Origin of the sequence: Diaphorobacter sp. ED-3, from assembly GCF_027625375.1 — a bacterium.
GTDB classification, from domain to species: domain Bacteria; phylum Pseudomonadota; class Gammaproteobacteria; order Burkholderiales; family Burkholderiaceae_C; genus Diaphorobacter; species Diaphorobacter nitroreducens.
In genome coordinates this window covers 1,440,805-1,461,268 of the sequence record NZ_CP115182.1, presented here as the reverse complement: position 1 = coordinate 1,461,268, position 20,464 = coordinate 1,440,805, and the positions used below count along the sequence as shown (strand labels likewise).

23 protein-coding genes and 3 pseudogenes are annotated in these 20,464 nt (G+C 66.3%); 25 read left to right on the top strand and 1 reads right to left on the bottom strand.

Features of this window, described 5'->3' with window-relative positions:
- Nucleotides 1-255: 255 nt before the first annotated feature.
- The 12 genes from PCQ86_RS07135 (at nucleotide 256) to PCQ86_RS07080 (ending at nucleotide 11,489) form a co-directional block, all read left to right on the top strand.
- Nucleotides 256-1,050, top strand: a complete 795-nt coding sequence (locus PCQ86_RS07135) for a PFL_4669 family integrating conjugative element protein (RefSeq protein ID WP_003090099.1) — start codon at nucleotides 256-258, stop codon at nucleotides 1,048-1,050.
- Nucleotides 1,047-1,574: a DUF3158 family protein gene (locus PCQ86_RS07130; RefSeq protein WP_270175147.1), complete on the top strand. Its 528-nt coding sequence runs from the start codon at nucleotides 1,047-1,049 to the stop codon at nucleotides 1,572-1,574. Before PCQ86_RS07135 ends, PCQ86_RS07130 begins: the two co-directional genes overlap by 4 nt.
- 73 nt (nucleotides 1,575-1,647) lie before the next feature.
- Nucleotides 1,648-2,100, top strand: a complete 453-nt coding sequence (locus PCQ86_RS07125) for a single-stranded DNA-binding protein (protein WP_003120036.1) — start codon at nucleotides 1,648-1,650, stop codon at nucleotides 2,098-2,100.
- A 276-nt stretch (nucleotides 2,101-2,376) separates the two neighbouring features.
- Entirely contained in the window at nucleotides 2,377-4,398 is a 2,022-nt protein-coding gene (locus PCQ86_RS07120) for a DNA topoisomerase III (protein ID WP_270175146.1), read from the top strand.
- Nucleotides 4,399-4,929: 531 nt separating this feature from the next.
- Entirely contained in the window at nucleotides 4,930-6,540 is a 1,611-nt protein-coding gene (locus PCQ86_RS07115) for a DNA cytosine methyltransferase (protein ID WP_038204406.1), read from the top strand.
- Nucleotides 6,541-6,783: 243 nt separating this feature from the next.
- A complete protein-coding gene (locus PCQ86_RS07110; RefSeq protein WP_023108433.1) occupies nucleotides 6,784-7,341 on the top strand; it encodes a hypothetical protein in 558 nt (185 codons plus the stop codon).
- Between the two features lie 333 nt (nucleotides 7,342-7,674).
- The gene (locus tag PCQ86_RS07105; RefSeq protein WP_003120032.1) at nucleotides 7,675-7,896 is read left to right on the top strand and encodes a hypothetical protein; all 222 of its coding nucleotides are present in this window, start codon (nucleotides 7,675-7,677) and stop codon (nucleotides 7,894-7,896) included.
- A 21-nt stretch (nucleotides 7,897-7,917) separates the two neighbouring features.
- Nucleotides 7,918-8,310, top strand: a complete 393-nt coding sequence (locus PCQ86_RS07100) for a hypothetical protein (protein WP_003050375.1) — start codon at nucleotides 7,918-7,920, stop codon at nucleotides 8,308-8,310.
- A 182-nt stretch (nucleotides 8,311-8,492) separates the two neighbouring features.
- Entirely contained in the window at nucleotides 8,493-9,179 is a 687-nt protein-coding gene (locus PCQ86_RS07095) for a hypothetical protein (RefSeq protein WP_003116830.1), read from the top strand.
- A gap of 83 nt (nucleotides 9,180-9,262) precedes the next feature.
- Nucleotides 9,263-10,000 carry a DUF5983 family protein gene (locus tag PCQ86_RS07090; protein WP_003116829.1) on the top strand — a complete coding sequence of 246 codons (738 nt, stop codon included), beginning with the start codon at nucleotides 9,263-9,265 and terminating at the stop codon, nucleotides 9,998-10,000.
- A 97-nt stretch (nucleotides 10,001-10,097) separates the two neighbouring features.
- The gene (locus tag PCQ86_RS07085; protein WP_003116828.1) at nucleotides 10,098-10,376 is read left to right on the top strand and encodes a hypothetical protein; all 279 of its coding nucleotides are present in this window, start codon (nucleotides 10,098-10,100) and stop codon (nucleotides 10,374-10,376) included.
- A 288-nt stretch (nucleotides 10,377-10,664) separates the two neighbouring features.
- The gene (locus tag PCQ86_RS07080) at nucleotides 10,665-11,489 is read left to right on the top strand and encodes a hypothetical protein (RefSeq protein WP_003098941.1); all 825 of its coding nucleotides are present in this window, start codon (nucleotides 10,665-10,667) and stop codon (nucleotides 11,487-11,489) included.
- Nucleotides 11,490-11,750: 261 nt separating this feature from the next.
- Here PCQ86_RS07080 and merR read toward each other — a convergent pair whose 3' ends face one another.
- Nucleotides 11,751-12,158 (bottom strand): Hg(II)-responsive transcriptional regulator, encoded by a 408-nt coding sequence (gene merR, locus PCQ86_RS07075; protein ID WP_003098939.1) that lies wholly within the window; start codon nucleotides 12,156-12,158, stop codon nucleotides 11,751-11,753.
- Nucleotides 12,159-12,229: 71 nt separating this feature from the next.
- Here merR and merT point away from each other — a divergent pair, with 71 nt between their 5' ends.
- The 13 genes and pseudogenes from merT (at nucleotide 12,230) to PCQ86_RS07015 (ending at nucleotide 20,452) form a co-directional block, all read left to right on the top strand.
- Entirely contained in the window at nucleotides 12,230-12,580 is a 351-nt protein-coding gene (merT, locus tag PCQ86_RS07070) for a mercuric ion transporter MerT (RefSeq protein ID WP_011804695.1), read from the top strand.
- Between the two features lie 12 nt (nucleotides 12,581-12,592).
- On the top strand, nucleotides 12,593-12,880 hold the full coding sequence (gene merP / locus PCQ86_RS07065) for a mercury resistance system periplasmic binding protein MerP (protein ID WP_003116826.1): 288 nt from the start codon (nucleotides 12,593-12,595) through the stop codon (nucleotides 12,878-12,880).
- Nucleotides 12,881-12,890: 10 nt separating this feature from the next.
- Nucleotides 12,891-14,579, top strand: coding sequence for a mercury(II) reductase (gene merA, locus PCQ86_RS07060; RefSeq protein ID WP_003098932.1), 1,689 nt, complete (start codon nucleotides 12,891-12,893; stop codon nucleotides 14,577-14,579).
- Between the two features lie 18 nt (nucleotides 14,580-14,597).
- Entirely contained in the window at nucleotides 14,598-15,113 is a 516-nt protein-coding gene (locus PCQ86_RS19850; RefSeq protein ID WP_003098931.1) for a Tn3 family transposase, read from the top strand.
- Nucleotides 15,077-15,595, top strand: a pseudogene (locus PCQ86_RS19845) (Tn3 family transposase); the annotation flags it as partial. The gene PCQ86_RS19850 and the pseudogene PCQ86_RS19845, both read left to right, overlap by 37 nt.
- A gap of 33 nt (nucleotides 15,596-15,628) precedes the next feature.
- A pseudogene (locus tag PCQ86_RS07050) lies at nucleotides 15,629-15,925 on the top strand (DUF3085 domain-containing protein); the annotation flags it as partial.
- 141 nt (nucleotides 15,926-16,066) lie between these two features.
- Nucleotides 16,067-16,517: pseudogene (locus PCQ86_RS07045) on the top strand (XF1762 family protein).
- 310 nt (nucleotides 16,518-16,827) lie between these two features.
- The gene (locus PCQ86_RS07040; RefSeq protein WP_011804694.1) at nucleotides 16,828-17,757 is read left to right on the top strand and encodes a DUF3577 domain-containing protein; all 930 of its coding nucleotides are present in this window, start codon (nucleotides 16,828-16,830) and stop codon (nucleotides 17,755-17,757) included.
- 56 nt (nucleotides 17,758-17,813) lie between these two features.
- Complete coding sequence (locus PCQ86_RS07035; protein WP_011804693.1) at nucleotides 17,814-18,503, top strand: DUF3275 family protein; 690 nt, start codon at nucleotides 17,814-17,816, stop codon at nucleotides 18,501-18,503.
- Nucleotides 18,504-18,595: 92 nt separating this feature from the next.
- Nucleotides 18,596-18,937, top strand: coding sequence for a hypothetical protein (locus PCQ86_RS07030; RefSeq protein ID WP_023108442.1), 342 nt, complete (start codon nucleotides 18,596-18,598; stop codon nucleotides 18,935-18,937).
- Between the two features lie 106 nt (nucleotides 18,938-19,043).
- Entirely contained in the window at nucleotides 19,044-19,451 is a 408-nt protein-coding gene (locus PCQ86_RS07025) for a hypothetical protein (protein WP_011804742.1), read from the top strand.
- 16 nt (nucleotides 19,452-19,467) lie between these two features.
- A complete protein-coding gene (locus PCQ86_RS07020) occupies nucleotides 19,468-19,728 on the top strand; it encodes a hypothetical protein (RefSeq protein WP_003098905.1) in 261 nt (86 codons plus the stop codon).
- 76 nt (nucleotides 19,729-19,804) lie between these two features.
- Nucleotides 19,805-20,452 carry a hypothetical protein gene (locus PCQ86_RS07015; protein WP_003098901.1) on the top strand — a complete coding sequence of 216 codons (648 nt, stop codon included), beginning with the start codon at nucleotides 19,805-19,807 and terminating at the stop codon, nucleotides 20,450-20,452.
- The last annotated feature ends 12 nt before the right edge of the window (nucleotides 20,453-20,464 follow it).

Genomic DNA, 20,464 nt, shown 5'->3' with positions numbered 1-20,464 from the left:
CCCTGGGGACGGCCGTGCTGCGAAGGATGGTGTCGAACGACAGCGCGACGTGCGGTGCAGCACGCAACCCGTCGACGACCGAGGCCCGGAGCGCCAACGTGAATGCCCATCTGCGGAGCGGTCCCCAGGGGACCGTTGCGCGCTGCGCCGCCAGCGCGCACAGAACCGGGGGCCGGCTCATTTCGGTTTGTTGACTGACTGCCTTCCGCCGCATGCGGATGCTGGCGGCTCCCTGTCCACCAGCGAGCGATCACCATGGCAACCAGCAACGAACCATTGCAACTCAACCTCGGCTCCCTGCGCAGCGCAATGTCGCTGACGCTGCACACCCACCACGCCTCGCGCATCTGGCATGGCCGCGCCGCCGCCGAGGGGCGACCGGGCATCGTCGGCCTGAACGGCTACATCGCCGTCATGAACAAAATGAAGCGCGGCTCGGAGCAGGACGACCCGTACAGCGACTGGTGGATGCTGCGCATCGAGGACAAGCTCGACCAGACCAAGACCACGCTGCAGACGCTGCGCGAACAGGTGGACCAGGCCCTGGCCGGCGTGCCCGCCGCGTTGACCCTGGGCGAGAACCTCAACGTGCAGCCCGTCAAGCTGCCGCTGTTCGTCAATGCGCAGTTGGGCTTTGCCGCTGTCTATCTCCTGGCCGACTACGACGACATCGCGCGCAAGCTGATCCTCGCCCACCACACCGCGCTGATCGACCGCAGCACCTTAGAGCGCTGGCTCAACGAGGGCGCGCACGCGCTGCGCAGCCTGTTCTCGCTGGCCCAGCAGTATCGCTATTCGGGCTGCACCCGCGACGATTTCGCGGCGAAGAATGCGGCAGCGCGGGCCGCGCTGGAGAAGTTCGGCGAGTTGCCGCAGGACGTGCTCGAAGGCACGCGCCGCTCGAAATTTGCGCCACCCATCGTGCGCCGTGGTCTGCAACAGCGCGGTGAGAGTCCTGCCGCAGCCGCTACCAGCGTCGATGGTGATGCGGCCGCTGCTGCCGACCCGTCCGAAAACGCAGCCACTGCCGGCGAGGACGAATCCGCATGAGCGATCTGAACCAGCCGACCCGCTACTTCCGGGGCCTGCAACCGGGAGCCTTCATGCGCCTGGAACACGCGGCCTCTCTAAAAGGCCTTTTAAAGCCTTTTAAAGGTAAAGGGGACTTGGAGGCCTGGGCCGGCCAGTGCTTCGCCATGCGCGACGAGTTGATCGGCTTGGCGCAGCGACAAGTGCTGCAACAGGCCAGTGGGCATCCCTTCCACCTGCTGCCCGTGGAACTGGCCCAGCAGACCACTGGCGCGGGAACGACGTTCCTGCGCTGGCGCAGGCACGACCGCTCGGCCATGGGCGTGGCCCTGTGGCAGGAGCTGATGGCGAGCACCAGCACGCCGGTCAACCTGCTGGCCGACCTGCACGCGATCGAGCTGCAGCGCATCACGCTGAACATGCAGATCAGCCTGTTGCACACCCTGGGCAGGCAGGCGCAGGAGTGCGCCAGCAAGGCCGCCGAGGCGGAAGACGCCTACCTGCGCCGGCTCACGTCCTTTCCCGCCGCAATGCGCGATCGGTGATTGCGCCGGGCATCCCAGCACGCGCCCGGCGCCGACCAGGTGCGGGTATTTCAACCACCAAGGAGATTGCAACATGAGCACGCATTTTTCGGGCGAAGGCAACATCGGCTCGCCCCCCGAGTACCGGGAGTTCCCCAACGGCAACGACGAACCGCGGCGCTTGTTGCGGCTGAACGTGTATTTCGACAACCCCGTTCCCACCAAGGGCGGCGACTATGAGGATCGCGGCGGCTTCTGGGCGCCGGTGGAAATCTGGCACCGCGACGCCGCGCACTGGAAGGACCTCTACCAGAAGGGCATGCGCGTGCTGGTCGTCGGCCGCATGGAGCGCGAACCCTGGACCGACAACGAGGATCAGCCACGTGAGACTTGGCAGATCAACGCGCGCAGCGTCGGCATCCTGCCGTTCCGCATCGAGTCCGTCGTCCTGAGCCCCAAATCGCAGGAGACCGCACAGGACGCGCAGCCCAAGCCCCAGGCCGCCCAGGAACCGGCTGCGCCGAAGGAGCCCAAGCGCAGGAAGTGATCCGACGGGGGGGCGGCCGCAGTACGTTGCCGCCCCCCATGTCCTCGCGAGCTATCCCCAGGGGACAGCGCCACCAGCGTCCACCGGCTTCCACGCGCTCCCGAACATCGCGGCTCCCGACTCGCACATCGCCGGCCGCACGCCATCCCCGCCTCAGCCATCCCATCTCGTGAAAGCGGTCGCTGCCGCATGCAGCTTGTTTGCTGCTGCCCCAACAGGCGCTCGGCATCCTCGATCCCAGCAACTCCATGAACAACGGGAAGCGGATGGACGGACATGCGGCTGTTTCTGTGCGAGAAGCCCTCCCAGGGCAAAGACATCGGCCGGATTCTCGGCGCCACGCAGCGCGGTGAAGGCTGCCTCAACGGCTCCGGCGTCACGGTCACCTGGTGCATCGGCCATCTCGTCGAAGCGGCAGCACCCGAGGTCTATGACGCGGCGCTCAAGCGCTGGTCGTTGGAGCAGTTGCCCATCATCCCTCAGCAGTGGCGGGTCGAGGTCAAACCGCAGACCGCCACGCAATTCAAGGTCGTCAAAACGCTTCTGGCGAAGGCGACCCATCTCGTCATTGCCACCGATGCCGACCGCGAGGGTGAACTGATCGCCCGCGAGATCATCGACCTGTGCGGATACCGCGGCCCCATAGCACGCCTGTGGCTGTCGGCGCTCAACGATGCGTCCATCCGCACCGCGCTCGCCAAGCTGCGGCCCTCGGCCGAGACGCTGCCGATGTATTACTCGGCGCTGGCGCGCTCGCGCGCCGACTGGCTCGTCGGCATGAACCTCAGCCGGCTGTTCACCGTGCTCGGGCGGCAGGCCGGCTACGACGGCGTGCTGTCGGTCGGGCGTGTACAGACCCCGACGCTCAAACTCGTGGTGGACCGCGACCGAGAGATCGCGGCCTTCGTGTCCGTGCCGTACTGGGCCATCGACGTGTCCCTGTCCGCAGGCGGTCAGACGTTCACCGCGCAGTGGGTGGCACCCGACGCCAGCACCGACGACGCCGGCCGCTGCCTGCAGCAGCCCGTCGCACAGCAGGCCGCGCAACAGATCCGCGCCGCGGGCAGTGCCCAGGTGGTGTCGGTCGAGACCGAGCGCGTGCGCGAAGGCCCGCCGCTGCTGTTCGACCTGGGCACCTTGCAGGAAGTCTGTTCCAAGCAGCTTGGGCTGGACGTGCAGGAAACCTTGGAGATCGCCCAGGCTCTGTACGAGACGCACAAGGCCACGACGTACCCGCGCTCGGATTCGGGCTACCTGCCCGAAAGCATGTTCGCCGAGGTGCCCACGGTCCTGGACAGCCTGCTCAAGACCGATCCCACGCTGGCCCCGATCATGGGCCAGCTCGACCGCGCCCAGCGCTCGCGCGCCTGGAACGACAGCAAGGTGACGGCGCACCACGGCATCATCCCGACGCTCGAACCCGCGAACCTCTCCGCCATGAGCGAGAAGGAGCAGGCGGTGTACCGGCTGATCCGGGCGCATTACCTGGCCCAGTTCCTCCCGCACCACGAGTTCGACCGCACCGTGGCGGACCTCTCCTGCGGCCAGCAGAAGCTGGTGGCCACGGGCAAGCAGGTCGTCGTCAAGCGCTGGCTCCTGGTGCTGGCCGAGCCAGAACGTGAAGGCAGCGCCGACGAGGACGGCGATGCCCCGCGCAGCCAGGTGCTGCCCGCATTGCGCGACGGGATGGCATGTCAGGTCGCCGGGGCCGACATCAAGGCCCTCAAGACGATGCCGCCCAAGCCCTATACCCAGGGCGAACTGGTCAAGGCGATGAAGGGCGTTGCGCGTTTCGTGACCGACCCGCGCCTGAAGCAGAAGCTCAAGGACACGACGGGCATCGGCACCGAGGCGACCCGGGCCAACATCATCAGCGGGCTGATCGCCCGCGGCTACATCGTGAAGAAGGGACGCTCCATCCGCGCATCGGATGCGGCGCTCACGCTGATAGACGCCGTGCCCGCGGCGATTGCCGACCCCGGCACCACCGCCGTCTGGGAACAGGCGCTGGACATGATCGAGGCCGGACAACTCACCCTGGATGTGTTCATCGGCAAGCAGGCTGCATGGATTTCGCAGTTGATCGCGCAGTACGGCAGCACGTCCCTGTCCATCAAGGTGCCCCAAGGACCGGCTTGTCCGCAGTGTGGCGCGCCCACGCGCCAACGCACCGGCAAGAGCGGCCCGTTCTGGTCGTGCAGTCGCTATCCCGACTGCAAAGGCACGCTGCCGGTCGAAACCGGCACGTCCAAGCGTGGTGCCTCGCGCCCACGCAAGAGCGGCCGCAAAGGCTCCTGACCGACCCCCGTTCCCCGTGAGCCGTGCCCGCCATCGGCGGCGTGGCCCGTGTTCCGCATGCCCTGCGGGACGCCCAGCGCGCAACGCCTTCTTGTCCGTGTGCGCGTCCCGTTCAGCCGCCCCCGGCCGCGGGACCTGAAGGTAGCTTCTCCGCGAACCGCACCCCGCGCGTTCTCCCCGTCCGCATCTCTTCCGCACGCTGCGAAGGGTCCCCCGATGGCTTGCCTGTGCGAGCCACCCGGAGACCCTTCGTGGTCAGCGGTATTCGGTGCCGGTGCCCGCCGGCGCAAAAACGGGCTCCCTTTGTGCGCGGATGTGCGCCAGACGATGCCGGCCCCAGCCACGACATGGGCCGGGTGTGATTGCTGGATGAGCAGACGGTTCTAGCGACGACCGGGCCTGCCAATCAGCCCACGGGTGGTTCTTCTTTCCTCCCGAGCCGAAGGCCCCTGGGGCCTTCGGCGCCTTTCTCCTGCCTTTCAACGCCCCGGCCAGGGCGATGGCCCTGCGCCATACGAACAGGAGACCGACATGCACCCGAAACTTTGCGCACCGCCACGCAACACGCCGCTGCTCTACGGCAGCGTCTGCAGCGGCATCGAGGCCGTGAGCCTCGCTTGGCAACCGCTCGGCCTCGAAGCCGCGTGGTTCGCCGAGATCGAGCCGTTCCCGAGCGCCGTGCTCGCCCACCGTAACCCCCTCGTGCCCAACCTGGGCGACATGACCACGATCGCCCGCCAGGTCCGCGCCGGCACCGTGCCCGCGCCAGACCTCCTGGTCGGCGGCACGCCGTGCCAGTCGTTCAGCGTGGCCGGCGCCCGCCGTGGCCTGGCTGACCCGCGCGGCGCCCTGACCCTTGCCTATGTGGAGCTTGCAAATGCCATCGACCAAACCCGCCGCCAAGACCGCCGCCCGCCGGCAACGCTCGTCTGGGAAAACGTCCCCGGCGTCCTCAGCGACTGCAGCAACGCCTTCGGACACTTCCTGGGCGCACTGGCCGGCGAAAGCCGTGCGCTCGAACCGCCAGGGCAAAAATGGGCGCACGCAGGTTGTGTGTCTGGACCCCGGCGCCGCATCGCCTGGCGCTTGCTCGATGCTCAATATTTCGGCGTCGCCCAACGGCGCCGTCGCGTGTTTCTTGTGGCAAGTGGTGGAGGTGGCGTCGATCCCGCCGAGGTACTTTTTGAGCGCCCAGGCCTGCGCGGGGATTCTTCGCCGGGCTTCGCGCCGTGGCAAGACGCTGCCGGCGCTGCTGGATCGGGCGCTGCGGCAGCAGGCTGGTACTCGGGATATGCAGGACTGAAGCAGCCCTACGGCAAGGCCACGGTGACGTTCGGATTCGGCGGGGGCAACACCGCAGGACCCATCGACGTCGCGGCCTGCCTGACCGCGGCGCCCGGCCCGAAGAACGACTTCGAGGTCGAGACCTTCGTGGCGCAGTCCATCGCGGGCAGCATCAGCCACACGCTCAGCACCGCCAACGGCGGCAAGGGCTGCAGCGAGGACGGCACCGGCAAGGGTGTGCCGATCATTGCCTTCACCGCACAGGGCTGCGGGGCGGATGCGACGACGAACCATGCACCGACGCTGCGTGCCGGCAGACATCGCCTCAGCCACGCGAACGCCGGCGTGGTGCCGGCCATCGCGTTCGCGCAGAACTCGCGCGGCGAGCTGCGGCTGGAATCCGGCCACGGCCAGCTTGCCGGGACGCTCTCCACGGGTGGCGGCAAGCCGGGCCAAGGCCGGCCGATGGTGATCGGCGTGGCGCTGCGCGGTCGCACCGAAGGCCTGGCCGCTGAACTGGGCGATGGCGTCTCGACCGCGCTGCGCACCAGCAGCGGCGGTGCCGACAAGCCCCATGTGCTGGCACCGGACTTCGAGGCACATTTCCGCTACGACTGGAATAACCCCGGTCCGGGCGACTGGTCGCAGTGGCGGGTGCGTCGGCTGATGCCGGTCGAATGCGAGCGGCTTCAAGGCATGCCCGACGACTACACGCTGGTGCCGTACCGCGGCAGGCCCTCCGCCGACGCGCCGCGCTACAAGGCGATCGGCAACTCCATGGCCGTGCCGTGCGTCGCGTGGCTGGGCCAGCGGCTGGTGCAGTGCCTGCACAAGACGGGATCGAGCGCTTCGGATTGATGCACGACGCGGCCGGCGGGCCGCGTGATCCTCCCTCCTGCATTGCCGACGCATCGGCAACAGCCAGCAGCCAGGGTGTCAAGGCTGCCGTGGGTTCCTCCCACGCCACCCGCCAGTTCGCCCCGGCATCTCTCCGGCGAACGCTGCCCACCGGGCATCGATGCCACCTTCCTCCAACCCACGGGATGTATGCCGCGTCCCGTCAGGGGCGTGTCGTCAACCCGGTCGATATCAGGACTTTCCATGGACACCATCACCCGACAAGACCGCATCACGCTCAAGAACCTCAAGGTCGCGGATTTCGCGAGCGAGGAAACGCTGTGCTTCACCGCCACCGTCATGTTCGACGGCAGGCCCATCGCCGAAGCCCGCAATGACGGACACGGCGGCTCGACGTTCGTGCGCGCGTTGCAAGGCCAGGCCGCGCTGCTGGCCCAAGCCGAGGAATTTGCCAAGAGCCTGCCGCCGGCATCGCTCGACGTCGAGCGCGAGGACGACGAGCCACTTCTCATCGACATGACGCTCGACTTCCTCGTGGACCAGTTGGCCGATGCCATGCACGCAGAGCGCAAGCTGCGCACCGCGTTCAACCGCGACATCGGCAACAAGGTGCTGTTCATCAAGGACGGCCGGCTGCTGTTCCTCAAGGGCATCAAGCTCAAGGCCATTGCCGAACGCGCGGCATATTTCGCAAAGCTGCGCAGCCGACAGGACCAGCCCATCGTCATCCTGGCCGAGCTGCCAGCGGACGAGGCATTCGCCATCTGGAAGCAGCATGTCCTGGGCGACAAGCCCCGCTGATCCAGCCTCACCGCACCGTCATGACCGCCCCGCACTCGTTGCGGGGCTTTTCTTTGTCCCTGCGCACATCAATCGGGGCTGGACCAGATGCCGATTTCCAACTGACGTGGCGCGGCACCCTCACGAAGCTGTCCGCATGTTCGCTGATTCGTCAGCACATGCCAGCAGCCAGGGTTTCAGGCTGCCGCGGGGTTCTCTCCGCGCAACCCACCAGTCCGCATCGCATCCATTGCGCGGACGCGCGTCCCCAAGACGCTGATGCTTTTTTTCAACCGCGTGCGGGAGCTGCCATCCCGTGAGGGACAGGGCCCCGCTTTTCCAAGGAGCCCATCCATGTCCCAGCAAGCCTCTTTCGGCCGATTCGGTCAATTGGCCTTGACCTACTGCGGCAAGTTCCTGCCGCTCGAAGTCCTGCACAGCGCCGCCGGCCACTACATCGGCACGCGCGATACCGAAGGTCCCGTCTCGCGGGAATCTCGTGAGTACTTCCGCAGCCATGCCGCGGCTCAACGTGCCCTCGAAAGAGGCGGCTGGTCCCAGCTCGCCATTCCCTGATCCAACTGGAGGAATCACGTCATGAACCAGCTACTGCCACAGGAAGTCGTCGATCAGATCGTTCGGGAAGAACGGCATTTCAGCGCCGCGCCCCAAGCCTTTTTCGAGGCATGGAAGCGTGGTGTCGAGATCGCCGGCCCGCAATGGTTTGGCGATGGCACCCGTGAAGGTCTGAACCAGGCCAAGAGCAAGTGGGATCTGCGTCCCGACATGCTGCGCCTCAACGACGCCCTCGGCGTCCTGAGCAGCGGGGAACGCATGTTCCTGTCCGCGATGGTCAGCTTCTACAACGCGCGCGAGGGCGGTGCCATGCTCAAGCGCTGCCACTTCAACGGGTTGTCGGACTTCGACGGCCTCGATCTGCCACGTCGCCAGGTGATCGCCGACCTGCTGCTGAACTACAGCGGTTGGTGAGCCGGTCCCTGGCACACCTTCATCACTGCGTTCACGGGACCCCATGAGGGACATGCGCCTCGTTCGAGGCCATGTCCCTCGCGTTTTCTCCCCGCCCAGCGCCATCCGGCATCAGGCGGTTTCCCCTGCGGATGCCATCGTCCGCAAGAGCTGGCTCCGTTCATTCATCGAAAGGAGCCTTCATGGCCAACAACTACTACGAAGCCACCGGCGTTCTCGTGCTCGACCGTGTGACGCCCGTCATCCAGGCGCTGTTCGGCGCCTTCGCGCTGGACGAGAGCCACCCCGGCAACGGGCAGGCCTACATCGCCCAGATCGCCGAGACCACCAATCCGCAATGGCCGGACGTGCTCGATGGCCTGGAAGACCTGGCCACGCAACTCGGTATTCCGATGCCGGACGACGAAGGGCTGTCGATCCCGCCGCTGCTCGAACTGCTCGCCGTGCACTTCCGTGCCGATGAGGACGAAGAGCTGGGGAACTTGATCGACCGTCATTCGTTCGAGGACACCGCCGATCTCGACGCATTGTTTCTGATCGCCACCCGGTTCGATGACGGGCACCACCTGACCGCCATCCAGTTCGAGGGCTGCTGGTACTGCAGCAAGCCGCGGCTGTTCGAGTTCGGCGGCAACGGCTGCTACCTGAGCCGCGAGGTCCGCTTCATCAGCTCCTCCTCCCAGGCCCTCCAGCTCGGCGACCAATTGCGCAAGACCATTGTGGCCGCCGACATCGAAGAGGCTTCGGCCCTGATCGCGCTGGAGACCATCAATCTGCTGGCGGGCGTCAGCGACGAGCCATTCCGCATGAATTTGCGCCGGCGCGTCGCCGAGCGATTGGCCCAAACGCCAACGATCAGCGTCACCTGACGCTGTTTCCTTTCTTTCCACCCACCGGGGTCAATTCCCGGTGGCGGGGATTTGCTCCATCATTATTCTGTTGGAGAAATCCCATGTCCCAGAATCCCAATCCCTTTCTACGCGGCTACTGGAATCTGAAAATCGTCCGCACGCTGTCCATCAGCTACGAGGACGGAAGCCCGCATGTCTGGCGAAACATCCACCCGAGCCAGCAGCACCTCTGCGACGCGGCGCTGGTTTCTTCTCCTTGCATCATCACCAGCGACTTCGCGGTGGTCAGGACTGGCACCGAACCTGTCGGCGCCGCACTGATCGCCGAATGCGACGCGGCTGAAGGGGGCAGCGGCGAAGGCATGGTGGGTGCCGTGGTGTACGCGATCCACGGCGACGACTTCGACGGCCGCCCCGTCCACATTGGCGACACCTATTCGGCCGAGGCCGCACGGGAAGTCGTGCAGCGGTTGAGCTTCGAGACCGGCTACTACAGCCGGTGCTGGGAAATCAGCAGCGCGCACATCAGCCGCGAAACCGGCCAGTACCTGGCCAACCTGGCTGACCTCGCGACGCCGGAGGCCTTTTTGTTCATCGCGTTCCGGATTCCCTACAGCCCGGCGATCGGCGTCAAGCTGATCTCCACGCCCTGGACGGACCAGCACCTGCAGGACGTCGAGGGGATCGCCGCCGAGCAGCTTCGGCAGGAGCACCGCAGCAAGGGCATGCCGGACGAGCTGGCACAGATCCTTGAACTGGCCGGCCAGGCCGACGTGCGCATCCTCATCCTCGATGCCGACGCACCCGTGTTGCCGGGCCTATCGCTGGCCGGCGAATAGCTGCCACACACATCCCCGGCCTTCCTTGTCCTCACCGCATGCCGGCCCGGTCTCCCGCCAGAGAGCCGGGCCGGCGCACTTTCACAGGAGCGATCCCATGTTCCCCGACCTCATCACACCCGCATCCGACTTCGAGCACCAACTCGGAGCCTGCGTCAACGCCATGAGCCAGGAAGATGCCATCGGCCAGATCCTGGTATTCGAGCGCATGAGCGGCACGCTGCACATGCGCCATATCGCCAGCGCCGACCTGGTGGACACCGACGTGGACGACTACGAAATGGTCGTCTTCGACGGTGGCAACACAAGCGGCGACACGTGGAAACACGTGTTCTTTCCGCGTCAGCGCGAGCACTACTTCGTGTACCAAGCCTGATTCCTCCAGCCCCTTTCGAGGGGCTTTTTCTTGCCCGCAGCACAGGAAAACGGTTGTGGTGCGGTGCCGTTTCCTGCGGGCAGGCAGACCGCCCCAGGGCCATGCTTGCCCCATGTTCGTCGGCGTTGCCGGCACATGCCCAGGCAGTCGAGACCTTCGAGGCTGCAAGCGCGGGAAACCGTGCTGGTCGTTTCTTCCTACGGACCTACCGCGTCCATCCACGCCACCCACAAGGGACCTCTCCCTTGCGGGCGGGGAATCCCTTGTTTTTCCTCAAGGAGTTTCCCCATGGATCGTTCCCTCATCAAATCCATGATGCCTTCGCTGGTCGCAGGCCATGTGCCCCGCAACGTGCGGTCGTTCAAGTACCGCGTGTTCGATGATCAGCCGCTGTCCTCAACGCTGGGCTTCGCCATCGACCCCCAACCCTTCGACGGCAAGGTGGTCGCCGCGACCGACGATGCCATCGTCGTCAAGCTCAAGCCTTCCGAGTTCGCGGTGCTCGATCCCAGCCTGGTGACCACGGTTCCTGCCGAAGGCGCCAAGGTGCATGTCCAACCCTATGCCCGTCGTCGCTTCGACGGACTGCGCGCGGACACGCCGGAGGTCATCACCGAGGAGACTTCGGACGGCACGCCGTACACCATCACGAGGCACATCCTCGGCTCGGCGCCGGCCAAGCTGCCCATTCCCACGCCGCAGTGCATGGAGTTGGGCCAGCTCATCGAGCAGTTGGAGGAGATGCCGGCCCCCGATCGCTTCCGGCGCATCACCCACATGCTGGTGGATGCCGGTGCCCGCGACTTCACCTGGGTCGATCCCACGCCCTCCAAGATCATCGAGACCCCGCCGGCGATCAGCTTCACGGTCTCGACCGCGAAGTTCGAGGGCCGGGTGACGATCCTCTACGACCGCGGCGGAGACACCTACGTGGTGGAACTGCACCGTCAGAACGGTGAATCGGTCGAACTGGTCGATCGGCACGACGAGGTGTATTTCGACATGCTCGGCGAAGTGCTGGAGAGGCTCATCGACGACGGGCGCTGGCGCCAGATCGACGTGAGCATCCTCGACGCGAAAGCGGCCCGCAAGCGCCAGGCCGTCCCGGCATGACGCCCCGCAGCGAAACCAGGCGGTCCTGCGGCTGACCCGAGGCATCCGCCACGGCGTTCCAGCCGTTCCGGCCGCGTGCACTACAGGCCCTTCATCCCATCGGATGGAGGCCTTTCTCATTCTTCCACACAGGAGATTTCATCCATGTCACTGCGATTCAAAGGCGCTGACCTGCGCCCCGTGCTGACCGAAGCCATCGCCAATCAGGGGTCGTCTCAGAAAACGGAAAAAAATCGTACGCTAAGAGCCGAAGTGGGCCCTTTAGCAGCAATGCAAAGCTGCGATCAACGGGCAGGAAACATTGCCATGGTGCGCGTTGCACTCTCTCACTAGCGTCGACAGGGCCTCTTCCATCCGCGTGAGGTCCGCCATGCGTGCGCGCACATCGGCCAGCCGGTGAGCAGCCAGTTCGGCCGCCTCGCTGCAATGGGTGCCGTCCTCCAGTTTCAGGAGCTGGCCGACTTCATCCAGGCTGAATCCCAGGCGCTGGGCTGACTTCACGAACTTCACCCGCGCCACGTCCGCCTGCCCGTAGCGGCGGATGCGACCGTAGGGCCGCTCCGGCTGGGGTAGCAAGCCCTTGAGCTGATAGAAGCGGATCGTCTCCACGTTGACCCGGGCTGCCTTGGCGAAGGCCCCGATGGTCAGATTCTCTTGAGCGTTCTCCATGGCGCTTGACTCCGTAGTTGACTACGGAAGTAACGTTACAGCATCAAGCGAAGTCCCGGAAGGAGAACCTTATGTCGGAACCCAAGAACGGCCGCGGCGCACTGGCGACCGGCGGCGTCGCGGCCGTCCTCGCCTCGGCCTGCTGCCTCGGCCCCCTTGTCCTGGTCGCGCTCGGCTTCTCTGGCGCGTGGATCGGCAACCTGACCGTGCTGGAGCCGTATCGGCCGATCTTCATCGGCGCAGCGCTCATCGCGCTGTTCTTCGCCTGGCGCAGCATCTTCCGACCAGCCCATGCCTGCAAGCCCGGCGACGTTTGCGCTGTGCCCCAAGTGCGGACTGCCTACAAGGTGATCTTCTGGATCGTGGCCGCCCTGGTTCTGGTTGCCCTCGCGTTTCCCTACGTCCTGCCGCTGTTCTACTGAAAGGAGATCACCATGAAGAAACTTACCACCCTCACCACCCTCATCGCCCTGGCCGCCGCTCTAAGCGCGCCCGCCTGGGCTGCCACCAAGACCGTCACCCTGTCGGTGCCCGGCATGACCTGCGCCGCGTGCCCGATCACGGTCAAGACGGCTCTGTCCAAGGTCGCCGGCGTCGAGAAGGCCGAAGTCAGCTTCGAGAAGCGGGAGGCCGTCGTCACCTTCGACGAGGCCAAGACCAATGCCGACGCCTTGACCAAGGCCACCGCAAACGCGGGTTACCCGTCCAGCGTCAAGCAGTGAGGGCGTAATCATGGCCGAGGCGATCACCCTCCACATCGAAGGCATGACCTGCACGTCGTGCGCCGAGCACGTCCAGCAGGCTTTGACGAACGTGCCCGGCGTGCGCGCGGCCTCGGTGTCCTATCCGCAGCGGCAGGCCGAAATCGAGGCGGATGCAGGCGTGAGCGTGGCCCCGCTGGTTGCCGCAGTGGCCACGCTCGGCTATCGCGCACGGCTTACCGACACGCCGAACAAGCCTGCCGGCCTGCTAGACAAGGCGCTGGGCTGGCTCGGTGGCGAAACGAAGCATGTTGGCGGTGAACAAGCGCTGCACGTGGCTGTGATAGGCAGCGGCGGCGCGGCGATGGCGGCTGCCTTGAAGGCCGTGGAGCAAGGCGCCCGCGTCACGCTGATCGAGCGCGGCACCATCGGCGGCACCTGCGTCAATGTCGGCTGCGTGCCGTCCAAGATCATGATCCGCGCCGCGCACATCGTCCACCTGCGCCGCGAAAGCCCGTTCGATGCTGGCCTGCCGGCCGCAGCGCCCGCTGTACTGCGCGAGCGGCTGCTGGCCCAGCAACAAGGCCGCGTCGAGGAGCTGCGCCATGCCAAGTACGAAGGCATCCTGGCAAGCACTCCGGCCATCACCGTGCTGCGCGGCGAGGCCCGGTTCAGGGACACGCGCACGCTGACCGTGGCGACCGCTGACGGCGGCACGCACGAGGTGAACTTCGACCGCTGCCTGATTGCCACCGGCGCGAGCCCGGCGCTTCCGCCAATCCCGGGCCTTGCGGACACACCCCACTGGACCTCCACCGAGGCGCTGGAAAGCAGCTCGCTCCCCGAGCGGCTGGCCGTGATTGGTTCCTCCGTGGTGGCGGTCGAGTTGGCGCAAGCCTTCGCCCGGCTGGGCAGCCAGGTCACGATCCTGGCGCGCAGCACGCTGTTCTTCCGAGAAGACCCGGCCATCGGGGAAGCCGTAACAGACGCCTTCCGCGCCGAGGGCATCGAGGTGCTGGACCACACCCAGGCGAGCCACGTTGCCTATGCGGGCGGGGAATTCGTGCTCACCACCGGGCAGGGGGAAGTGCGCGCCGACAAGCTGCTGGTCGCCACCGGTCGCGCGCCGAACACGCGCAGCCTGAACCTTGAAGCGGCAGGCGTCGAAGTCAATGCGCAGGGAGCCATCGTCATCGACCGCGCCATGCGCACGAGCGCACCGCACATCTTTGCTGCCGGCGACTGCACCGACCAGCCGCAGTTCGTCTATGTGGCGGCGGCGGCCGGCACGCGCGCCGCGATCAACATGACCGGCGGCGACGCGGCGCTGGACCTGACGGCGATGCCGGCGGTGGTGTTCACCGATCCGCAGGTGGCGACCGTGGGCTACAGCGAGGCGGAAGCGCACCACGACGGCATCGAGACCGACAGCCGGCTGCTGACGCTCGACAACGTGCCGAGGGCGCTCGCCAACTTCGACACGCGCGGCTTCATCAAGCTGGTGGCGGAAGCTGGCTCAGGGCGGCTGATCGGCGTACAGGCGGTCGCGCCGGAAGCGGGCGAACTGATCCAGACGGCCGCGCTGGCGATCCGCCACCGGATGACCGTGCAGGAGCTGGCCGACCAGTTGTTCCCCTACCTGACCATGGTCGAGGGACTGAAGCTCGCGGCGCAGACCTTCAACAAGGACGTGAAGCAACTGTCCTGTTGCGCCGGATGAGGAAAAGGGAGGTGTTCGATGAACGCCTACAGCCGCGCCAACCGCCGCATCTACGCGGCCTTGTCCGATCCCCTGTCGGCCACCCACCGGCACCGCCTCGACGATCTGCTCAAGCGCCACGACAACGGCAAGACGACCTGGCTGGCCTGGCTGCGCCAGTCGCCCGTCAAGCCGAACTCGCGCCACATACTCGAACACATCGAGCGCCTCAAAGCCTGGCAGGCGCTCGACCTGCCTTCCGGCATCGAGCGGTCGGTGCACCAGAACCGCCTGCTCAAGATCGCCCGCGAAGGCGGCCAGATGACGCCCGCCGATCTGGCCAAGTTCGAGGCACAGCGCCGCTACGCGACCCTGGTGCGCTCGCCATCGAGGGCATGGCCACCGTCACCGACGAAATCATCGACCTGCACGACCGCATCCTGGGCAAGCTGTTCAACGCTGCCAAGCACAAGCATCAGCAGCAGTTCCAGGCGTCCGGCAAGGCGATCAACGCCAAGGTGCGGCTGGCCACCTCGATCAAGCAGGGCACGGTGACGGCCTCGCTGATGCTCAGGAAACTCGGCAGCTACCCGCGCCAGAACGGCCTGGCCGTGGCGCTGCGCGAGCTGGGCCGCATCGAGCGAACGCTGTTCATCCTGGACTGGCTGCAAAGCGTCGAGCTGCGCCGCCGCGTGCATGCCGGACTGAACAAGGGCGAAGCCCGCAACGCGCTAGCCCGCGCCGTGTTCTTCAACCGGCTGGGCGAAATCCGCGACCGCAGTTTCGAGCAGCAGCGCTACCGGGCCAGCGGCCTCAACCTGGTGACGGCGGCCATAGTGTTGTGGAACACGGTCTATCTGGAACGGGCCTCAAACGCCTTACGCGGTCACGGCCAGACTGTCGATGACGCCCTGTTGCAGTACCTGTCGCCGCTGGGCTGGGAGCACATCAACCTGACCGGCGATTACCTCTGGCGCAGCAGCGCCAAGATCGGCGCGGGCAAGTTCAGGCCGCTACGACCGCTGCAACCGGCTTAGCGTACGATTTTTTCCGTTTTCTGAGACGTCCCCAATCAGTGCCGCATTGTCCTGGTCAAGGATCAGGGCGTGTACTTCCTCGCCGAGCGTGGGGAGCGTCGCCCGGATGGGCGCCAGGCACTGCTCGCCTACGCCGTCGGATGCAACCCGGACACCGACCCGTTCGATGACTGGTGGCACCTCGCCGGCCGCGAGCTGGGCGGCGATGACTTCGCGGAGTATTTCGACCCGAAGGACGGCCTGTTCACGCGCCTCCAGCACTCGGCGGACGATCTCGTGCTTTCCGCCACCGCCACGCACCTGTCCTTAGCAGTGGTGCCTCCCGCCTGACGCGGCAACCGCCTCGCAGCCCCCGCATCGGGGGCCTTCTTTTGTTCGCACCGCCGCCATCGCCGCGCGTGCGCGTTTGTCTCCAGCCGCCGAGGCACGCCCCGCCGGCCACAACGCCGGCATGCCACCGGAGACAACCGCATGAACACGCCATCGACCTCGCCGAGGCTGCACCTCCTACCGGTGTCGCTGCGCACGGCCAATGCATTCGTTCTGTCGCACCATCGCCACCACCGCCCGGTCCAGGGCGCGAAGTTCGCCCTGGCCGTCACGCTGAGCGACAGCGACCTGATCCACGGCGTGGCCATTGTCGGCCGCCCGGTCGCGCGGCACCTGGACGCTGGAAGTCACGCGGCTGTGCACCGACGGCACACCCAGCGCCTGCAGCAAGCTCTACGGCGCGGCCTGGCAGGCGGCAAGGGCGCTGGGCTACATACGCCTGCTCACCTACACCATGCCCGACGAAGGTGGCGCCAGCCTGCGCGCCGCCGGCTGGCGGCTGATCGGCGCGCGCGGTGGCGGCGCCTGGAGCCGTCCCGGCCGTCCGCGCGCCGATACCCCCGAGCACCTGCGCGGCGCCAAGTGCCTGTGACAGGCGCCGGGTGGCGCGGACAAAGGGAAGCGCCCGGGTGCCGATTGATTGCTGCCGCGCGCGCGAGGCCCCGCCATGCTGGCCCCATGCCTGCTGACGTCGTCAGCGACATGCCAGGCAACCATCGGTCTTCGAGGTTGCGGCGCAGTTCCCACTGCGTGACCGAGCCAGCTCGCACCGCATCCTTCCGCGAGCGGCCACCAGCCTCTGGTGGCGGATGCTTTCGCCTTATCAACCCACCGCGGGGTCACGCACCTTCCCCGCATGCGTGGGCCGGTGTGTCTCCGCTTCATCCCAATGGAGATTCACCATGAACACCACGTCCAACGAGAAATCGTATTTCGACCTCCACACCTCGGGCATCGGCTACATCCAGCGTGTCCGTGAAGTGCCCGTCCGGGGCGGCCGCCGTGCGCAGCCTTTCCTGGCTTGCACCATCGCCGCGCTGGTCGGCCCCGCCCGGGACCCCAGCTACCGCTACTTCGACGTCAAGGTCTCGGGAGCCGAGGCCAAGAAGCTCGTTCAGCGCTACATCGGCGTTGACGATCCCAAGCAGCGCCCGCTGGTGCGCTTTCGCCTCGGTGACCTGTGGGGCGATGCGTACATCCGCGACAAGGGTGAGCAGAAGGGTCAGGCCGCCGCGTCCCTCAAGGCGCGACTGCTCAAGGCCGAACTGATCGACCGGGCCGAACTGGCTTCGATCGAGCAGCACGAGCTGATCACCCGCGGCATCGGCTATCTCAATCGTGTGAAGGACGTCACCCCGAAGGCTGGCGACTCGTTCCTCTCTTGCACGGTCGCAGCACTGGCCGGGCCTGTCGATGAACCGGAGTATCGGTACTTCGACATCATCGTCGCCACCCCGGAAGCCGAGCATCTGGCTCGCCGGTGCGTCCAGGCCATCGAGGGGGACCGTAAGGTCCTGATCGCCTTCCGTCTGAACGACATGAAGATCGATCCGTACATCCGCACCAAGGGCGAGCACGCCGGGGAACCGGCCGCAAGCCTGGAATCGACGCTGGTCCACATCGGTCTCATCAAGATCGACGGTACCCAGGTCTATCCGACGAGCCAGGCGCAAGCCGAGGCGTCGCCGGCCGAAGACGCATCCGCGTCCGAAGCCGACGAAGCCATCGACACTGCTGCCGACCCCGCTGCAGACCAGCCTGCCGAGCCCGCCGAGCGCGAGCCCGAGGCGCAAGTCGAGGAGCAGGAGCCGGCATTGGCTGCTTCGTTCTGATCCGGCATGGCCCCTCACGGGGCCTTGCTTTTTCCTATTCTTCAAGGAGAACCATCATGGCAGCCACACCGGCACCCGAGAAATCGGTCGCGCCCATCGTCGTCCCCGGCCAGCTCACGCTGCGCACCATTCGCGGCAAGAACGGCCCGTTCACGGTCGGCCGCCTCGCGACGCACCTCGGTACGTTCGAGGTCAAAGACCCGGAACTGGAGCAGTACCCCGAAGGGAAATACGACGGGGAGTTTGTGATCCGCTACATCTTTCCGAAGTCCTACCCGGTCGGGGGCGGCATGCGGTTCGAGATCCGCGCCAGCCTCGACGGGATGACGCTCAATGGCATCGACAAACTGAGCCGCGACGAAGCCCGCAGCTTCGCCACCCAGGACGTCGATCCGCTCGATGAAGAGCAAGGGGCGCAGCCTGCGGCAACGCCGGCCAAGCCCGCCAAGGCATCCAGGCCTGCCAAGCCCGCACCCGTGCAGGCGTCCGCGGACCCGCTGGTCGATACCACGCCCTTCGGCGTGGATGCGCCACCGCCTGCTGCGGCCGCTGCCCCCGGCAGCACCGAAGACGGTGACGCCGCGCTGTTCGGCCTGCTGTGGCCGCTGGGCGAGTCCGTGAAACTGGATTCGACCATCGACCGCCGCACCCTGCGCGCGCAGATCGCCCGCCTGGGCGAGCTGGGCTACGCGCTGGACTTCAAGACGCAGGAGTGGAGCCGCCAGGCCGAACCACAAGCTGCGTGAGCAGACGCCGCATGCGCGGTGTTCTTCATCCACCTGCCGGGGTTCCTTCCCCATGCGGGGGAGGCCCTGGCCATTTTCTGGAGGTCCCCATTATGTTCACCATCGCTTGCGATACCCCGCGTTCAACGTTGGATGAACCCGCGTGGCGGGAACTCTGCAAGGCGGCCGCCGCACACGCCCAGCGCGGTTGCGGCTTGTCCTACGACCACTACGTGACGCTCTTCAGTTCGGCGATCGACGCACAGGCCAATCGTTTGCCGGATGAGCAACGTGCTCAGGCTCTCGAAATCGCGGCCCAGGAATGGGACTACGCAACACCTGCCGAACGGCAGGAAACCCAGGACTGGAATGCGGAGCATGGCTATTGCTCGCATGGGATCGAGTTCGGCTGCTGCCCGGCCGGTTGTGATCGCGACGATGACGACTGGGACTAAGGCCAAGGCATAGGTTTTCCTTCGCTGCACCTGCGGCATTCCATCACCCACTGGGGGTTCTTCCCCACGGGGAGGCCTCCAGCTCAACTTTTCGAGGAGGCCTCTCATGGGCTGGTATTTCTCTCCCCAATCGCGGTCTGAACTGATCGCGGAACTGATCGCACCACAGCAGACCGAGCGCGTCAGCGCGAAGGTTATCGCTCACGCATTGCGCGGCAACGTGCTGTGGTCCGTGGTCGAACTGACCGCCAAGGTCGAAGGTGTGCATCGTGATCTCGCGCCGGGCCAGTCCCTGCGCTACATCCGCTGCGATCTGCTGGAACGCAGCGGCAACCAGTGGGGCTACAAGCCGCTGGAAGAGTCCATGCATCCGTACTATTACTCGTGCCCGCTGTCCTATCTGGACCTCGCACCGGAGCAGTCCGCCGACTGGCGTGCAGGCGTTCGCGCCTACCACGCCCGGCGGCGCACACCCACGGCTGTCACGGCACCCGCCGCGGCGCTGTTGGCCTGAGCCAGGAGGAACCGACATGGACCCGATCCTGGCTGCACTCCCGCTCTCGCTGTTGAAGCTCGTTGAAGGCAGTTTGTCCAACGACGAAGTTTCCTCCGACGAGGAAATGCTGGGGTACTTCATCGACAACGGCCTCACCGAGGAGCAGGCACGGCAGGCGCTGACCTACCGCGACCAGTACCTCAACAACATCTACCTGGACGGCTTCACGCCGATCACCGCGGTGGACGAGGCGCTTCACTTCAATCCGCACACCCAACAGTTCGAGCCGGACTGAGCGGTTTTCTTCCACCCCCTGGGGCAGTACTTGCCCCAGCGGGCGGTGCTGTTCCCGTTCATCCGAGGACACCACCATGCCCGCAAACACTTCTTCCACGCTGTACCGCATCGACGAATGCCCGGACGTGATGGCCGACGCCTGCGTCGGCGATGACCAGGGCAACCTGATCTTCCTGTCCATCTGGGCGCGGGACACCGCCGTCCAGCAGTTCCTTGCACGCCTGACCCTCGGGCGCGACGAGCAGGGACTGGACCAGTTCCACGTCATCACCGACCAGGGCGGCAGCGTCCCGGTATTCATCGGCAACGTCGATCGCCTGGAAAAGCGCATCACGCGCGCCTACCGGCGAACGCTGTTCGGTTCGCTGTCCAACGTGTGGCTGTTCGACCGGCGCTGCGTCAAGCCCGACAAGGCCAACGCCAGCGCATTGGCACTGCTGCCACGTGACAGCGCCCACCGGCTTGACCGCCTGTGGATGCTGGTGCGGGACACCTGCCCGTTGCCGCTGCTCGACCACTGGCGCGAGACCGTGCTGGAACTGCTGCAAAGCCGCGAGATGCTGGCCCGCCTTCCGTTCGCCCTCGGGCCGCTGGAAGGCCATCGGCTCGCCATCGACGTGCCGGCGCTGAGCTTGGCGCTGGGCTCCCTGATCCGCAGTGACGCGCTCACCGCCTATCCCTATCCGGCCAAGATTTGGACGCCGGAAGCGGTAGCGGCTTGACCCACCCTCGGA

Coding starts and splice junctions, on each gene's coding strand:
- PCQ86_RS07135 (WP_003090099.1), top strand. CDS start 256: ATGGCAACCAGCAACGAACCATTGCAACTCAACCTCGGCTCCCTGCGC.
- PCQ86_RS07130 (WP_270175147.1), top strand. CDS start 1,047: ATGAGCGATCTGAACCAGCCGACCCGCTACTTCCGGGGCCTGCAACCG.
- PCQ86_RS07125 (WP_003120036.1), top strand. CDS start 1,648: ATGAGCACGCATTTTTCGGGCGAAGGCAACATCGGCTCGCCCCCCGAG.
- PCQ86_RS07120 (WP_270175146.1), top strand. CDS start 2,377: ATGCGGCTGTTTCTGTGCGAGAAGCCCTCCCAGGGCAAAGACATCGGC.
- PCQ86_RS07115 (WP_038204406.1), top strand. CDS start 4,930: ATGCACCCGAAACTTTGCGCACCGCCACGCAACACGCCGCTGCTCTAC.
- PCQ86_RS07110 (WP_023108433.1), top strand. CDS start 6,784: ATGGACACCATCACCCGACAAGACCGCATCACGCTCAAGAACCTCAAG.
- PCQ86_RS07105 (WP_003120032.1), top strand. CDS start 7,675: ATGTCCCAGCAAGCCTCTTTCGGCCGATTCGGTCAATTGGCCTTGACC.
- PCQ86_RS07100 (WP_003050375.1), top strand. CDS start 7,918: ATGAACCAGCTACTGCCACAGGAAGTCGTCGATCAGATCGTTCGGGAA.
- PCQ86_RS07095 (WP_003116830.1), top strand. CDS start 8,493: ATGGCCAACAACTACTACGAAGCCACCGGCGTTCTCGTGCTCGACCGT.
- PCQ86_RS07090 (WP_003116829.1), top strand. CDS start 9,263: ATGTCCCAGAATCCCAATCCCTTTCTACGCGGCTACTGGAATCTGAAA.
- PCQ86_RS07085 (WP_003116828.1), top strand. CDS start 10,098: ATGTTCCCCGACCTCATCACACCCGCATCCGACTTCGAGCACCAACTC.
- PCQ86_RS07080 (WP_003098941.1), top strand. CDS start 10,665: ATGGATCGTTCCCTCATCAAATCCATGATGCCTTCGCTGGTCGCAGGC.
- merR (WP_003098939.1), bottom strand. CDS start 12,158: ATGGAGAACGCTCAAGAGAATCTGACCATCGGGGCCTTCGCCAAGGCA.
- merT (WP_011804695.1), top strand. CDS start 12,230: ATGTCGGAACCCAAGAACGGCCGCGGCGCACTGGCGACCGGCGGCGTC.
- merP (WP_003116826.1), top strand. CDS start 12,593: ATGAAGAAACTTACCACCCTCACCACCCTCATCGCCCTGGCCGCCGCT.
- merA (WP_003098932.1), top strand. CDS start 12,891: ATGGCCGAGGCGATCACCCTCCACATCGAAGGCATGACCTGCACGTCG.
- PCQ86_RS19850 (WP_003098931.1), top strand. CDS start 14,598: ATGAACGCCTACAGCCGCGCCAACCGCCGCATCTACGCGGCCTTGTCC.
- PCQ86_RS07040 (WP_011804694.1), top strand. CDS start 16,828: ATGAACACCACGTCCAACGAGAAATCGTATTTCGACCTCCACACCTCG.
- PCQ86_RS07035 (WP_011804693.1), top strand. CDS start 17,814: ATGGCAGCCACACCGGCACCCGAGAAATCGGTCGCGCCCATCGTCGTC.
- PCQ86_RS07030 (WP_023108442.1), top strand. CDS start 18,596: ATGTTCACCATCGCTTGCGATACCCCGCGTTCAACGTTGGATGAACCC.
- PCQ86_RS07025 (WP_011804742.1), top strand. CDS start 19,044: ATGGGCTGGTATTTCTCTCCCCAATCGCGGTCTGAACTGATCGCGGAA.
- PCQ86_RS07020 (WP_003098905.1), top strand. CDS start 19,468: ATGGACCCGATCCTGGCTGCACTCCCGCTCTCGCTGTTGAAGCTCGTT.
- PCQ86_RS07015 (WP_003098901.1), top strand. CDS start 19,805: ATGCCCGCAAACACTTCTTCCACGCTGTACCGCATCGACGAATGCCCG.